The organism is Rudaea sp. 3F27F6 (assembly GCF_005503555.1).
Lineage (GTDB): Bacteria > Pseudomonadota > Gammaproteobacteria > Xanthomonadales > Rhodanobacteraceae > Rudaea.
In genome coordinates, this window is the sequence record NZ_SCNG01000007.1 from 125,773 (window position 1) to 141,900 (window position 16,128).

Genomic DNA, 16,128 nt, shown 5'->3' on the forward strand with positions numbered 1-16,128 from the left:
CGCCCCAAAGCTGGCGGAAAATAGCGGGTTGAATACCAGCAGCCGCCAGAAATGATCGACCCAGCCCGCTACCCGCGCTTGTCGCGCATCGACTCGCCGACCGACCTGCGCAAGCTCGATGAAGCCGAGCTGCCCGAGGTTGCACGCGAGTTGCGCGACTATCTGATCGAACAGGTCGCCACCGCGGGCGGCCATTTCGGCGCGGGACTCGGCGTGGTCGAACTGACCGTCGCCCTGCATTATCTGTACAACACGCCGGAAGACCGCCTCGTGTGGGACGTCGGCCATCAGTGCTATCCGCACAAAATTCTGACCGGGCGGCGCGACCGCATCCACACGATCAAGCAGAAGGACGGCCTCGCGCCGTTCCCACGCCGCGACGAGAGCGCCTACGACACGTTCGGTGTCGGCCACTCGTCGACGTCGATCTCGGCCGCACTCGGCATGGCGGTCGCCGCGCAGCGCAAGGGCGATGCGCGCAAGATCGTCGCCGTGATCGGCGACGGCGGCCTGACCGGCGGCATGGCCTACGAGGCCCTGCATCACGGCGGCGACGTCGATGCCGACATGCTCGTGATCCTCAACGACAACCAGATGTCGATCAGCGAGAACGTCGGCGCGCTGCCGAAGATGCTCGCGCGCCTGATGACCAGCCGCACGCTCAATGCGATGCGCGAGCGGGCGAAGAACAGCATGCGCCCGCACGGCGTGCTCTGGCGCTTCCTCAAGCGCTGGGAAGAACATCTCAAGGGCATGTTCGTGCCGTCGACCTTGTTCGAGGAGTTCGGCTTCCACTACTTCGGCCCGATCGACGGTCACGATCTGCCGATGCTGCTGCACTCGCTGAAGACGCTGAAGGAACTGAAAGGCCCGCAGCTTCTGCATGTGATCACGACCAAGGGCAAAGGCTACGCACCGGCCGAGGCGCAGCAGATCGAGTATCACGCGGTCGGCCCGTTCGATCCGGTCAAGGGCCTGGTCAAGAAGGCGCCCGGCAAGCAGACCTATACCGACGTGTTCAGCGACTGGCTCTGCGACCAGGCGCGCGCGGACGAGCGTCTGCTCGCGATCACGCCGGCGATGCGCGAAGGTTCGGGCCTCGTGCGTTTCTCGAAAGAATTCCCGCAGCGCTATTTCGACGTCGGCATCGCCGAACAGCATGCGGTGACGCTCGCCGCCGGCATGGCCTGCGAAGGCGCCAAGCCGGTCGTCGCGATCTACTCGACCTTCCTGCAGCGCGCCTACGATCAGGCGATCCACGACGTCGCGATCCAGAACCTCGACGTCACCTTCGCCATCGACCGCGCGGGCGTCGTCGGCCCCGACGGCGCAACGCATGCGGGCAGCTTCGATCTGTCTTTCCTGCGCTGCATTCCGAACATCGTCGTGGCCGCGCCGAGCGACGAGAACGAGTGCCGGCAGTTGCTGACGACGAGTTTCCTGCATCCGGGCCCGGCCGCCGTGCGCTATCCACGCGGCACCGGTACGGGCGCCAAGCTCGACGCGGAACTGAAAACGCTGCCGCTCGGCAAGGCCGAGGTCCGTCTGCGCGGCGCGAATCTCGCCATTCTCGCTTTCGGCAGCCCGCTGACCGCCGCGCTTCAAATCGGCACCGAACTCGGCGCCACCGTGGTCGACATGCGCTGGGTCAAGCCGCTCGACGAAGCGTTGATTCTCGACCTCGCGCGCACGCACGCCGCGATCGTCACGCTGGAAGACAACGCCGTCGCCGGCGGCGCCGGCAGCGGCGTGGCCGAATTGCTCGCCGCGCATGGCCAGCAAGTGTCGGTACTGCATCTCGGCCTGCCCGACAGTTATCTCGAACATGCGAGCCGCGAGCAGTTGCTTGCCGAAGCCGGCATCGATGCGGCCGGAATCCGCGCAGCGGTGCTCAAGCGCTGGCCGCAGTTTGCCCTGGCGCCGCAAACAGGAATCCGCAGCGTAATCTAAGCGTGCCATCAGTGAGGTAGTGAATATGCGCAATCTGCTGTTGTGTTCGCTGCTGATCCTGCTGACGTCCGCGCAACCTCCGGCGTGCGCGCAAGCGCTGCCGGCACCCAGGCCGAACCTGGCCGAGAGAAAATCCGACGCGCCGGTCAAGCGCATCGACGTCTACGTTACGCCCTACTACGAAGCGGCCAGAACGGCCGACGCCGCGCCGCACGTCGCCGTGCATCCGCAACTCGACGCCCTGCTCGCATCGGGCAACAAGGACGACATCGCGCGCGTGCGCGACACGATTCGCGGCACGCCGGCTTCGGTCACGCCGATGACGATGATGGCGCTGGCGATCCGCCTCTACGACGTCGGCCTGCGCGACGACGCCGTGTTCTGGTTCTACGCGGCGAAGGACCGCTACATCGCGCTGAGCGAGGTACTCGACGTGAAATCCCCGGCACTCGCCCAGGTCGACGACGCGATGCACGCCTTCGTCTCGCTGGCCGGCCCCTATTTCAACAGCTACGCCTTCTGCGATATCGGCAAGCAGCAGAAGATCGCCCAGGACGCCGTCGACTGGGTCGAAAAGAATCCTTACGAAGCGACGTTCCTGCCGCAGCTTCCGGCCAAGTCGGGCGATCGCGCAGCGAATCTGAAAGCGGCGATTGCACTACTGCGTTCGAACGCGCAAAAAGAGAAGGCGTATTTTTCCGATCCCAAGACCGTGCAGGATTTCAACGCCAAGCGCGCGCAGAACAACGTGCCGGCGCAGTTTTGCTGGCAGTAGCTCCCCGCGAAATGCGACCGCAACCGATGTGGTCGCGTGGAAATATCGGTCGGCGCTAGTATCGAAGACAGGCAGCGCAACCCGGGAGGCAGCATGGCCACGCTCGATATCAACGGCAAAGGCGTCGATGTGGAGGCCTCGCCGGATACACCCCTGCTTTGGGTGCTACGCGACCATCTCGGCATGACCGGCACCAAGTTCGGCTGCGGCATGGCCCTGTGCGGCGCGTGCACGGTCTATCTCGACGGCACGCCGACACGCTCCTGCATCACGCCACTCGCCGCGCTCGCCGGCAAGAAAATCACCACGATCGAAGGCCTCGACGGCAAAGTCGCCAAAGCCGTGCAGGCGGCATGGGACCGCATCGACGTGCCGCAGTGCGGCTACTGCCAATCGGGCCAGGTGCTCGCGGCTGCCGCGCTGCTGACGAAAAATCCGCACCCCTCCGACGCCGACATCGACACGGCGATGAGCGGCAACGTCTGCCGCTGCGGCACGTATCAGCGCATACGCGCAGCGATCCACGACGCGGCCAAGAGCCTGGGAGCCTGAGCCATGAACGCAGCCAGCATCTCGCGCCGGAAATTTCTCGAAACCTCCGCGCTTGTCGGCGGCGGTCTCATCGTCGGTTTGATCTTGCCCTCGCACGGCCTGCTCGCAAAAGCGGCCGCCGGCGACGCCAAGCCCGTGCAGGCCAATGCTTGGGTGCGCATCGCGCCCGACGACACGATCACCCTGATCTGCCACCGCAACGAGATGGGCCAGGACGTGCACACCTCGCTCGCCCTGCTTATCGCCGAGGAACTCGAGGTCGACGTCGACAAGGTGAAGATCGAGCAGGCGCCGGTCGATCCGGTTTACGTCAACGCCCTGCTCGGCGCACAGATCACCGGCGGCAGCACGAGCGTGCGCGATGCCTGGACCAAGCTGCGCGAAGCCGGCGCGACTGCGCGCATCCAGATCGTGGCCGCGGCGGCGAACGAGTGGAAAGTCGCCGCGACCGATTGCGTGGCGAAAGACGGCGCGGTCAGCCACGGCGACAAACGCAAGCGCTACGGCGAACTTGCCGCCGCCGCGGCGAAGCTACCGGCGCCGGCTAAAGTCGAATTGAAGACGCCTGCGCAATTCACCCAGATCGGCAAGCATCAGCATCGCCTCGATGCGCCAGCGAAGGCACGCGGCAAGGCGATCTTCGGCATCGACGCGAGCCAGCCCGGCATGGTCTATGCCTCGCTCGAACAATGCCCGGTGATCGGCGGCAAAGTTGCGAGCGTCGACGATGCCAAAGCGAAAGCGATGCCTGGCGTGCGCGCCGTGGTCAATATCGGCGAAGGCGTCGCCGTCGTCGCCGATCACTACTGGAATGCGAAGAAAGCGCGCGAAGCGCTCGCGATCACCTGGGACTACGGCCCCGGCGCGGGCCTCGACAACGCCAAGATCGAAGCGACGCTGAAAGAAGGCGCGAAGCAGGACGGCTCGGTGATCCGCAAGCAGGGCGACGTCGAAGCCGCACTCAAGACCGCGGCGAAAAAAATCGACGCCGAATATCGTCTGCAGTTGCTCGCACACGCGACACTGGAGCCGATGAACTGCCTCGCCCTCGTCTCCGACGCGGGCTGCGATATCTGGACGAGCACGCAGTTTCCGCAAGGCGCGCAGGGCGCGGCCGCCGCGCGCAGCGGCGTGCCTGCGGCGAAGGTGCGCATCTTCCCGCAATTCATCGGCGGCGGTTTCGGCCGCCGTCTCGACGTGGACTTCATCGGTCAGGCCGCGGCGATCGCCAAGGCCATGCCGGGCACGCCGGTGAAATTGATCTGGACGCGCGAAGACGATACGCGCAACGACTTCTATCGCCCGGCGAGCTATCACGCGCTCAGCGGCGGCCTCGATGCGAAAGGCGACCTCGTTGCGTTCGACTACAAGTTCGCCTCGGCCTCGGTGACCAATCGCATGTTTCCGGGCGTGACCAAGGCCGGCCTCGATCCGCTGATGACCGAAGGCGCGATCGATCTGACCTACGACATCGCCAACGAACGCCAACGCGTGGTGATCCAGGAATTCGGCCTGCGCGTCGGTTACTGGCGCTCGGTCAGCCACGCGCTCAACGCGTTCGCGATCGAAGGCTTCATCGACGAACTCGCGCACGCTGCGGGCAAAGATCCGGTTGCGTTCCGCGTCGCACTGCTCGGCAAGCAGCCGCGCCAGCGCGCGGTACTCGAACGCGTAGCCAAAGAAGCCGGCTGGGGCAGGAAGCTGCCCGCGGGCAGCGCGCAGGGCATCGCTTCGATGGAAAGTTATGGCACGCATCAGGCCGTCGTTGCCGATATCTCGAAAACGGCGAATGGCGCGATCCGCATCGACAAGCTCACCTATGCGGTCGATCCCGGTATCGCCGTACATCCGGATCAGGTGATCGCGCAGATCCAGGGCGGTGCGGTCTCCGGTCTGATCAATACGCTGAGCGCGAAGATCACGCTCAAGGACGGCCGCGTCGTGCAGAGCAATTTCCACGACTTCCAACTGCCGCGCATGAACCAGATGCCGAAGATCGACGTCGTGCTGATGCCGAGCGGCGACAATCCCGGCGGCATGGGCGAAGTCGGCGTGCCGCTGGTCGCACCGGCGATCGCCAATGCGGTGTTCGCGCTGACCGGTCAGCGCGTGCGCACACTGCCGCTCGCGGACGCGAAGCTCAGTTTCGCCTGATTCGGCGCAGCGCGGCGAAACCTACCGCGCCCGCAGTTTGTCCGTATTTGTCCCCGGCTTGGCCCGAATCGAACGCTTGCCGCCGCAACGGCGCGTTATGCTGCACCGACACCATCAAGCTACGACGGTTCATGGCACACCGCGTCCAGTTCGACTTCGAGATCGACTTCACCAACGGCGGCGGCATCCAGGGCCGCGATTTCCGCCTCGACATCGCCGGCGACGACATCAGCGACCGTGAGCTCGCCGATTATCTCGTCGCCGACATGCGTCTGCTCATGGTCGGTGCGGTACGCATCCTCAACAAGCGCATCGTCGAAGAACCGCATAAGCGCAAACCGATCGAGGCGCCGCGCGGCGCGGTCGAATTCGTCGATCTCTCGCATACGATCGAACCCGGCCTTGTGACTTACAAAGGCCTGCCAGCGCCCATCGTCTGCGACTATCTGAGCCGCGAGGTGTCGCGCGCGATCTACGCGCCCGGCACCGAATTCCAGATCGGCAAGATCGAAATGGTGACGAACACCGGCACCTACATCGACTGCCCTTTCCATCGCTATGCGGACGGCAAGGATCTTTCCGAGGTCGGCATCGATGCGACGGCCGATCTCGACTCGCTCGTCGTGCGCGCGCCGCACACGCCTGCGCAGGCGATCGATGCCGATGCGTTCCGCGGCAAAGAAATCCGCGGCCGCGCCGTGCTCGTGCACACCGGCTGGGACGCGCACTGGAATACGCCGCGTTACTACGAAGGCGGCCCGTTCCTGACCGCCGAGGCCGCACTCTACCTGCGCGATTGCGGCGTCAAACTGGTCGGCATCGATGCGCACAACATCGACGACACGCGCGGACGCGAGCGCCCCGTGCACACGATCCTCCTCGGCGCCGAGATCCTTATCGTCGAGCATATGTGCAACCTTGGCGCACTGCCCGACGAGGGCTTCGCCTTCAGCGCGACGCCGCCGAAATTCAAGGGCGCCGGCACGTTTCCGGTGCGCGCGATGGCGAAGCTGCCGCGCCGATAGCCCGCGCGGCCGCTTGGCGTTCCAGGGCGTTCGTCTCAATTTAAATAGCCAACACCATCACGGTTCAATCGTGATAGTGTTGGCTTGAGCGATTGCATCTGCTAAGAGTCCGCCGACGCGCTTGCGGAGCAAGACTATGCGCAACAAGCATTTGGACGAATGCGAACCCTTTGCGCTGCGAACGAAAGTTCGCATGCTCCTGCGCTGTCGAGAATTTGCACGCTCCCTCTGCGCCTTGTTGCTACTGTTCGGCTTCTGCGCCAATAGCTATGCGGCAGGCTGCGGCTACGCGGCGCCGACGGCACTCGGCAAATACGCGCCGGCGCTGTGCTTCTTCGATCTGAGCGACTACAGCGAAACGGCGGCGTCCTCGGCCGCCGGACAGAACTTCACCCTGACCTTGCCGACCGGCGGCACGTTTTCGTTCAATCTCAAGCGCACCAATGGGACTTCCGTCAATGGCGGCATCCCGAACGCCCCGCTCATGGCGGCGGCAATACCGACCTATAGCGGCGCCGCGCTCGGCAACAACAACTGGTACGCCGGCATTCCGGGCAAGCCAGTTCTCTATCAGACGACCCACGCCACGACGAGCGTGCTGACATTTTCGAATTTCGCCGTGATCAATCCCGACGGCACGTCGGTGGCGAACTTCGATTTCGTCGCCGTGGACGGCGAGACGACATCGGCGCCCAACGAGAGTTTCTCGCTGTCCACCGACGGCACGGCCTGGGCCGAGATCGACCGCTCCGGCAGCAACATCCTCTACACCGGATTCGGCACGCAAAATTTGAGCTGGCGCTCGCCGGGCGGCAACGCCTCCGCGCCGATCCTGCGCTCGCGTTCGCCGACCACGATCGTCGCAACCCTCGTCGGCGGCGGTCTGCAGGGCATGGCGTTCGCGCTCGCCGCAACCAGTCTGACCATCGCCAAGAACGTCGCAGACCCGTATCAGACCGGCCTCGGCCGCGCCGCCGCCGGGGACCAGTTCGGCCTCGCGATCACCAACGCGGGCGGCTCGACCTTCGATCTGCGCGGCCGCGCAACGACCTCGGGCAACACATCGGGCGTGCAAGCCGCACAGGCGCAGTCGCTGATTTATTTTTCCGGCCAGATCAACGTCGGCGAGACGATGGCGGCGGGCAGCGGATCGACGCTCGCGGTCTACAACCCGACGACGAGCTGCCTCTCGGTCAGCGGCGAAACCATCGGTCTGCCGACCAACGTGCCCGGGTCGAGCGTCGCGTTGACCACGCTCGATCCGGGCAATTTCGATCTGATCCGCTGCACGATCACCAATACGATTCCGCAGCCGCTGGTCTCGATCGCCAAGAGCGCCGACACCACGACCTTGCCGCCCGGCGGCAACATCACCTACACCGTGACCGTCGCCAACAACGGCGACGTGCCCGCGACCGGCACCGTGATCGACGACGCGGTACCGGCAGGCATCAGCGCATTCGCCTGGACCTGTACGGCGAGTGGCGGCGCGGTCTGCCCGAACCTCAGCGGCAGCGGCGCGATCCACGAAACGCTCGCGACCTTCCCGGTGGGAGGCCAGGTCGTCTATCGCATCACCGCGACCGTGGCGGCGATCCCGCCGGCCAGCATCGTCAACACGAGCACGGCGAATCCGCCGCACGGCGCCTGTTTCCCGGACAAGTCGGCGCCGTCGTGCGCCGCCTCGGTCGCCAATCCGCCGGGACCGATCGTGGCGATCGTCAAGACCACTTCGTCCACGCAGGCCGTGCCCGCAGGGACCGTGACCTATGCATTGACCGTGCGCAATCCCGGCAGTGTCGGCGCCGACGGCACGGTCGTCGACGATGCGATACCGGCCGGCCTGATCGCGCCGTTCTCCTGGACGTGCAGCGCCGGCAACGGCGGCGTGTGCCCGAACGCGAGCGGCAACGGCGCGATTCACCAGACTCTGGCGACGTTCCCGCCCGGTGCCGAAGTCGTCTACACGATCACCGCCGGCGTGGCGGCGAATCCGCCCGCGTCCGTCACCAATCTCGCCACCGCCACACCGCCGCCGGACGGGGTCTGCGCCAGCGGCAGCGCACCGCCGTGCCCGGCTTCCGTGACGATTCCCGCGGCGCCGCAGATCGGCATCGTCAAGAGCGCCAACCCGCCCGGCGCACTGACGCCCGGCGGCAGCGTCACCTACACGATCACCGCGAGCAACGGCGGCAACGTCGCCGCACCGGGCACGCTGATCCACGATGAATTCCCGGGCGGCATCGCCAGCGCGACGTGGACCTGTGGCGGTGCCACGGGCGGCGCAGTCTGTCCGGCCGCAGACAGCGGCGGCACGGTCGCGCCGCCTGCCGCCCTGCTCGACCAGACCATCGCCACCTTCCCCGCGCACAGTTCGCTGACCTGGACGGTCGTCGCCACGGTCAACGACGTGCCGCCCGCGCAGATCGTCAACACCGTGCGCGCGACGTCGCCGGACGGCGGCCTCTGTCTGCCCGGCAACACGCCGGCGCCATGCCAGGCCAGCGTGATGAATCCGCCCGGGCCGATCGTCGACATCGCCAAGAGCGCGAACGCGTCGATGCTGATACCGGGCGGCACGGTGACTTACACCGTCACTGTCCACAACAGCGGATCGGTGCCGGCCGACGGCGCCACGCTGAGCGACCCACTGCCGGCCGGCATCGCGAGCGAGAATTGGAGTTGCGCGGGCAGCGGTGGCGCGCTCTGCCCCGCGGCATCCGGCAGCGGCGCAATCGCAGCGACCGTCGCGACGTTCCCGCCGGGCGGACAGCTCGTCTATACGATCGTCGCCAACGTCAGCGCGAATCCACCTGCACCGACCGTCACCAACACCGCAACGATCGCGCCGCCAGTGGGTGGTGTGTGCAACGGCAGCGGCTCGAATGCGTGCGTGGCGACGGTCGTGCTGCCGGTCGCGCCGCAGATCCAGATCGGCAAGAGCGCTGCACCGGCGATCGCCACTCCGGGCGGCACGCTGACCTGGACGGTAACGGTGACCAATAGCGGCAGCGCCGACGCGTCGAATACGCTGGTCGACGATCCGATTCCGGCCGGCGTCGATCCCGCCAGCGTCGCCTGGACCTGCTTGGCGAGCAGCGGCGCCGCATGCGCGCATGCGAACGGCACTGGCGCGCTCAACGAAACCATCGCCGTGTTTCCTTCGGGCGGCCGCCTCGTATACACGATCACGGCGAATGTCTCGGCGCAGCCGCCGATGACAATCGCGAATACCGCCACGGCAACGCCGCCCGGAGCCGGACGCTGCGCACCGGCGAATACACTGCCGCCCTGCGAAGCGGACACGGCCACGCCGACCGCGGCGAACGTCAGCATCGTCAAGACCGTCACCGATGCCAACAACAACGGCGTCGCCGATCCCGGAGAGCGACTGACCTACACGATCACGCTGAGCAACAGCGGCGGCAGCGCTGCCACCGGCTACGGCGTCACCGATCCGCTCGATGCCAACACGAGCTTCGTCTCCGCGAGCAACGGCGGCACGCTGTCGGGCAACACGGTCACCTGGTCCGGCCTCAACGTGCCGGCCGGCGGCACCCTGGCGCTCACTGTGGTCGTCACGGTGAATTCGCCGATTCCGCCCGGCGTCATGCAGATCGCGAATTCCGCCTACCACACCGGCGACGTACCACCGAATTGCAAGACCACGCCGCGCCCGGACAACTGCACGGAAATCCCGACCGCCGGCGCGGTCGTCATCGCCAAGTCGGTGGTCGATGCCAATGGCAACGGCATCGCCGAGCCGGGCGAAACGCTGACCTACACGATCACGCTGACTAATCACGGCGGCAGCGCCGTCACCGGCTACAGCGTGCTCGATCCGCTCGATCCGAATTCGAGTTTCGTTTCGGCCGACAACGGCGGCAACCTGAGCGGCAGCACGGTGTCCTGGTCGGGGCTGAGCATTGCGGCCGGCGGTACGCTCAATCTGACTCTCGTCGTCAGCGTGCATTCGCCGCTGCCCGCCGGCGTGATGCAGATCGGCAATCTCGCCTATCACGCCGGCGATATGCCGCCCGATTGCACGGTCCGGCCGCGGCCGGCCGCCTGCACTTCGATTCCAACGCCGGGACGCGTGATCATCGCCAAGAGCGTGGCCGACGCCAACGGCAACGGCGTCGCCGAACCCGGCGAACAACTGATTTACACGATCGTGCTCAGCAATGTGGGCGGCAGTGCGGTCAACGGCTACAGCGTCGTCGATCCGCTCGATGCGAATACGACCTTCGTTTCCGCGACCGCCGGCGGCAGCTACTCGGGCGGAGTCGTCACCTGGAGCGGGCTCAGCATCGCCGCGGGCGGCAATCTCACTCTCAATGTCATCGTCACAGTGAACTCACCGATCGCCGTGGGCGTCACTCACATCGGCAACGTCGCTTACGCCAGCACCGATCCGCTGCCGAATTGCGCCGCCACGCCGCGGCCGCCGAACTGCACCGACATTCCCGTGCTGCCGCCGACTTCGAGCGTGTCGATCGCCAAGACGGCGAGCAGCGCCAATCTGATTGCGGGCGGCCACGTCGTCTACATCGTGACGGTGAGCAACACCGGCACGATAGCGGCGGAGAACGTCGCGGTCGGCGATCCGTTCCCGGCCGGCATTGATGCGTTCGCCTGGACTTGCGCGCCGAGCGGCGGGGCGAGCTGCCCGAACGCAAGCGGCAGCGGCGCGCTCGCGCAGACGATTCCGAGCCTGCCGGTCGGCGCGCAGTTGGTCTATGCCATCAATGCCACGCTCGCGGCGACACCGCCGGCGAACATCGTCAATACGGCCACGGTCGGCACGTCGAACGGCAGTTGCGCGCCGTGCTCGGCGAGCGTGTCCGGGACGACGGGGCCGGCACCGGCGCCGCCGGTTCCGGCTCCCGCGATCGGGCGCGCGATGCTCTGGCTGCTGGCCTGCCTGTTGGCCGTCGTCGCCGCAACGACGCGCATTTCGCGCTCGCGCCGCTAAAAAAGTGTGGCGGCCTTGGCACAAGCGGCGCGGTGGGCCTCCCGCAGCGTCCGGCCGCGCCGCCGCACCTGCTCCACCGATGGTTTACGGCGACCTGCGTTAAGTTTCGTAGTAAAATTTGTAAAGCGCCGCCTAACTCTCCTGGCGCTATTCTCCTAATCATGATCAAAAACGTCGAATACATCCTGCCCGGCGGTCGTTCGGGCGTGCTGCTGATTCATGGCCTGACCGGAACGCCGACCGAAATGCGCTTCGTCGCCAAGGGTCTGCAGCGCAACGGCTTCACCGCCTATGGCATGCAGTTGGCCGGCCATTGCGGCAACGAGGCCGACCTGCTCGCGACCGGGCGCAGCGATTGGTTCCAGAGCGTGCGCGAGGCTGCGGACAAGCTCGCCGCGCAGGTCGACCACCTGTTCGTCGCCGGCCTGTCGATGGGCTCCCTGCTCGCGCTGCGCCTCGCCGCCGAGCGCCCCGACCAGGTGGCCGGTCTCGGCCTCTACGGCACCACGTTCCGCTACGACGGCTGGACCATTCCGTGGTACGGCAAGCTGTCCTTCCTGCTGCCGATGGCGGTCAGCCTCGGCATCGGCAAGCACGCCAAGTTCCACGAACAGTTTCCGTACGGCATCAAGGACGAACGCATCCGCCAGCGCATCGCCAACGCGATGCTCAGCGGGCACAGCGACGAAGCCGGCCTGCCCGGCAATCCCTGGCCCTCGCTCGCCGAGTTCTACCGGCTGTCGTGGCGCGTGCGCAAGCTGCTACCGCAGGTCGTCGCGCCGTCTCTGGTCATGCACGCCAAGGAAGACGACGTCGCCAGCCTGGCCAACGTGCGCAAGATCGAACAAGGCGTGAGCGGTCCGGTCGAAACCGTGATTCTCGACAAGAGCTATCACATGATCACGGTCGATCAGGAACGCGAGACGGTGATCGAACGCACGTCCGCATTCTTCAAGCGCATCGCGGAGGCCAAAGCGGGCGCCTGATCGGCGTCCGTTCAGTCCGGGCTGCGCCCTTAAGTTATCATTCCCGCATCAACGGAGAGCCTCATGAGCCAAGTCCAGGATACCGTCTTCGGCATCATCGCCAAGGAAGCCAACATCGACGTGAGCAAGATCACGCTCGATTCGACTCTTAAGGACCTCGAGATCGCCTCGCTCGACGCGGTGCAGATCATTTTCGAAATCGAAGACCAGTTCAAAATCTCCCTGCCCGACCGCGATCCGAACTTCGACACCGAATCGGTCAGGGGTCTGGTCGAAGCCGTCGAAAAGCTCGTCGCGGAAAAACCCGCGGACGGCACACCGGCTGCGTAAAGCCGACCGAATCAGCAAGAATTTCCCAGTGAGCAATCAACGACGTGTCGCCATCACCGGCATGGGCGCGATCACCGCGCTCGGCCATACCGCGCCCGCGACCTGGGCCGCTCTGGCCGAGGGCCGTTCGGGCATCGGCCCGATCGAAACGATCCCGACCGAGCAGCTCAACGTCAAGATCGCCGCCGAAGTGCACGGCTTCGATCCGACGGTGCATATCGACAGCAAGCGTCTGCCGCTACTCGATCGCGTCTCACAGTTCGCCGTGATCGCGGCGCGCGAAGCGGTCACCCAGTCCGGACTCGATTTCCGTGCGGATGGCCGCGGCGAACGCACCGCCTGCATCGTCGGCAGCGGCGTCGGCGGCGAAACCACGCATACCGAACAGTCGAAGCGCTTCTGGGGCGACAAGAACCCGCGCCTGCATCCGCTCACGATCATCCGCATTATGGCCAATGCGCCGGCCTGCCACATCGGCATCGAATACGGCCTCAACGGCCCGACGTTCGCCGTCGTCAGCGCCTGCGCCTCGGCCAATCACGCGATGAGCCAGGCGGCAGACCTGATCCGCAGCGGCAAAGTCGATTTCGCCGTGACCGGCGGCACCGAAGCCTGCGTCACCGTGACCACGATGAAGGCCTGGGAAGCGATGCGCATCACCGCCGACGACACCTGCCGGCCGTTCTGCAAACAGCGCCGCGGCATGGTGCTCGGCGAAGGCGCCGGCATCTTCGTCTTCGAGGAATACGAGCACGCGCGCAAGCGCGGCGCGACGATCCTCGCCGAATTCGCCGGCAGTGGCACCTCGGCCGACGCGGCCGACATGGTGTTCCCGTCCGAGCCGATGGTCGCGCGCGCGATCCAGAACGCGCTCACGGACGCCGGCCTCGATGCGTCCGAGATCGGCTACATCAACGCCCATGGCACGGCGACGCCGGCGAACGATCCGACCGAGACGAAGGCGATCCGCCGCGTCTTCGGCGCGCATGCCGACCGCCTTGCGGTTTCGTCGACAAAATCGATGCACGGCCACGCGCTCGGCGCCGCGGGCGCGGTCGAACTCGTCGCCGCGATCGGCGCCTTGCAGCACGGCATCATTCCGCCGACGGCGAACTTCATCGACCCCGACCCCGCCTGCGATCTCGACTACGTGCCGAACGTCGCCCGCGAGAAAGCGGTCAAGGCCGTGCTGAGCAACTCGTTTGCGTTCGGCGGACTCAATTCGGTCGTCGCGATCAGGAAAGCCGACTGAAGTACTGCGGCGTTTGCGCCCGGAGCGGCGGAAAAGGTTGCCGAAGTGCAGCCGTTCCGCTATTCTTGCGCCCCCTCGAAGGCGCCACCGCCGCCTTCCGCAACATTGGGCAGTTAGCTCAGCGGTAGAGCACTACCTTGACATGGTAGGGGTCACAGGTTCGATCCCTGTACTGCCCACCACTTCGTATCGATGTCGTGATCCAGAGATGTCCCAGGGGCACCAAAGACCCGCCTAGTAGCGGGTCTTTTTACGTCTATTGCATCCATGATGATCCGACAGCATCTATTGACAGCCTAGGGCAACTGGGGGCAATTTTGGGGGCCACAGCTCCCTGCACTGGGGGCAACTTCCGGAGACTGGACGCTATGCCCCTGACTGACACCGCGATCCGCCAAGCAAAGCCAACCACAAAGACTCGCCGCATGTTCGATGGTGGCGGCCTGTATTTGGAAATTGCCCCAAGCGGCGGCAAGTGGTGGCGCCTGAAATACCGTCATATCGGAAAGGAAAAAAGGCTGAGCCTCGGCACCTATCCCGAAACCCAATTGAAGATTGCTCGCGAAAAGCGGGACGAAGCGAGAAAACTGATCGCTCAGGGCATGGATCCGAGCGCTGAGCGCAAAGCTGAGGCTCTGAGAGCACGTATCTTGGGGGCGAACACGTTCGAGGCTGTGGCGCTGGAATGGCTGGAACTGAAGCGACACGACTGGACAGAGAAAAACGAAATCAAGGAACGCGGGCGGCTAGTCAATCACTGCTTTCCGTGGATTGGCAAACTACCCATTACCGAGGTCGGTACCGTTGAGATACGCGGAATCCTCGATCGTATCGTGAAGCATCGCAATCTGGATACCGCTCACCGGGTGCGCCAGACGATGAGTTGCGTATTCCGCTATGCGGTCGCTCACGAACGTGCCGAGCGAGATCCAGCACATGCTTTGGCCGACTTCCTGCCTGCGCATCGCAAGAAGCACTTCGCACACATCACCGACCCAAAGCTGCTCGGCGAATTACTACGCGCCATTCACGGGTTTACCGGTCATTATGTCACTACTTGTGCGCTCAAATTGGCCCCGCTGCTGTTCTTGCGCCCGGGAGAACTGCGCCAAGGCGAATGGGCTGAGGTAGATTTAGACAGCGCGCTATGGACGATCCCGGCGCGTCGCATGAAGTTGGCCAAGGCGGCAAAGCTTGACCGCGATTCACCGCCGCACCTTGTCCCCTTAGCCACGCAGACCGTCGAGATACTACGGGAGCTTCATGCGCTTACGGGGGACTGCCGGCTGATGTTTCCTGGCGTTCGCAATCGCGGCTTACCCATGTCAGACGCGACAATGAACGCCGCGCTCAAGCGCATGGGCTTCGATACGAACACGATTCAACCACACGGTTTCCGACATACCGCAAGCACCGCGCTGAACGAAATGGGATTTCTTCCTGAAGCGATAGAGCGACAACTGTCACATCGCGAGCGCGGCATTGCAGGGATTTATAACAAGGCACAGCACATGCCTGAACGCATCAAATTGATGCAAACATGGGCCGACTACTTGGACACGCTCCGCACCGGCGCGAAGATAGTATCGATTAAACGCCAAGCGGCATAACCGAATCCCGCATCCGTCGATACGTGGGCGCTGGCGGGTACTGGACCATGAAGCCAGCGAGGATACTGCCAATGGCTATTGCCGAACCGGCCGAGCGTTTATCGTGTTGACCTAGACAGAATGGCTTGGTTCCAAGCGGCCCGCCGCCGCGGTACCGTGGATTGTGCGCGCGAGCGCGCAGCGCCACACCGTTGGCCCCACAGGAAACAACGCAAATTCGCGGAGGCAGGCCATGCACAAGCGTATCATTCCACATGTGGGTTTAGACGCCCATAAGGACTCGATGTTGGTTTGCGCGCAGAACTGAGCCGGTTCAGCTGGAGATCCCGTTCGGCGTTCGTACTTCAACTCGGCGCGTATTTGCGCCTTCAACCACTTTTTCATCGGGTTGCGAGACAGGCTTGTCTTGCGCGCAATCTCGCTGATCGGCATCTCTCCCGGAAGTATATTTCAGAGGAAAACGAAATAGCATCCTTTGCTTGCCACCTTCTGTGACGGTCGTTCGATGCTTCGCCCGAG

Annotated in this window: 10 protein-coding genes and 1 tRNA gene; all 11 read left to right on the forward strand. The window is 65.0% G+C overall.

What is annotated here, in order from left to right:
- The first annotated feature begins 51 nt into the window (after positions 1-51).
- The 11 genes from dxs to FFS30_RS21950 all read left to right on the forward strand — a co-directional run bounded on the left by dxs (position 52) and on the right by FFS30_RS21950 (position 15,609).
- Positions 52-1,950: a 1-deoxy-D-xylulose-5-phosphate synthase gene (gene dxs / locus FFS30_RS21900; protein WP_137915334.1), complete on the forward strand. Its 1,899-nt coding sequence runs from the start codon at positions 52-54 to the stop codon at positions 1,948-1,950.
- Positions 1,951-1,975: 25 nt separating this feature from the next.
- A complete protein-coding gene (locus tag FFS30_RS21905) occupies positions 1,976-2,725 on the forward strand; it encodes a cytochrome-c oxidase (RefSeq protein WP_137915335.1) in 750 nt (249 codons plus the stop codon).
- Between the two features lie 93 nt (positions 2,726-2,818).
- Complete coding sequence (locus FFS30_RS21910) at positions 2,819-3,277, forward strand: (2Fe-2S)-binding protein (RefSeq protein ID WP_137915336.1); 459 nt, start codon at positions 2,819-2,821, stop codon at positions 3,275-3,277.
- 3 nt (positions 3,278-3,280) lie between these two features.
- A complete protein-coding gene (locus FFS30_RS21915) occupies positions 3,281-5,431 on the forward strand; it encodes a molybdopterin cofactor-binding domain-containing protein (RefSeq protein ID WP_137915337.1) in 2,151 nt (716 codons plus the stop codon).
- A gap of 131 nt (positions 5,432-5,562) precedes the next feature.
- Complete coding sequence (locus FFS30_RS21920; protein WP_137915338.1) at positions 5,563-6,456, forward strand: cyclase family protein; 894 nt, start codon at positions 5,563-5,565, stop codon at positions 6,454-6,456.
- A gap of 235 nt (positions 6,457-6,691) precedes the next feature.
- Positions 6,692-11,431, forward strand: a complete 4,740-nt coding sequence (locus FFS30_RS21925; RefSeq protein WP_171014790.1) for a CshA/CshB family fibrillar adhesin-related protein — start codon at positions 6,692-6,694, stop codon at positions 11,429-11,431.
- Between the two features lie 161 nt (positions 11,432-11,592).
- Complete coding sequence (locus tag FFS30_RS21930; protein WP_137915340.1) at positions 11,593-12,417, forward strand: alpha/beta fold hydrolase; 825 nt, start codon at positions 11,593-11,595, stop codon at positions 12,415-12,417.
- A gap of 63 nt (positions 12,418-12,480) precedes the next feature.
- Complete coding sequence (locus FFS30_RS21935) at positions 12,481-12,747, forward strand: phosphopantetheine-binding protein (protein WP_137915341.1); 267 nt, start codon at positions 12,481-12,483, stop codon at positions 12,745-12,747.
- 28 nt (positions 12,748-12,775) lie between these two features.
- A complete protein-coding gene (locus FFS30_RS21940) occupies positions 12,776-13,999 on the forward strand; it encodes a beta-ketoacyl-[acyl-carrier-protein] synthase family protein (protein WP_283235238.1) in 1,224 nt (407 codons plus the stop codon).
- A 107-nt stretch (positions 14,000-14,106) separates the two neighbouring features.
- Positions 14,107-14,181, forward strand: a tRNA-Val gene (locus tag FFS30_RS21945).
- A 186-nt stretch (positions 14,182-14,367) separates the two neighbouring features.
- A complete protein-coding gene (locus tag FFS30_RS21950; protein ID WP_137915342.1) occupies positions 14,368-15,609 on the forward strand; it encodes an integrase arm-type DNA-binding domain-containing protein in 1,242 nt (413 codons plus the stop codon).
- Positions 15,610-16,128: the final 519 nt, after the last annotated feature.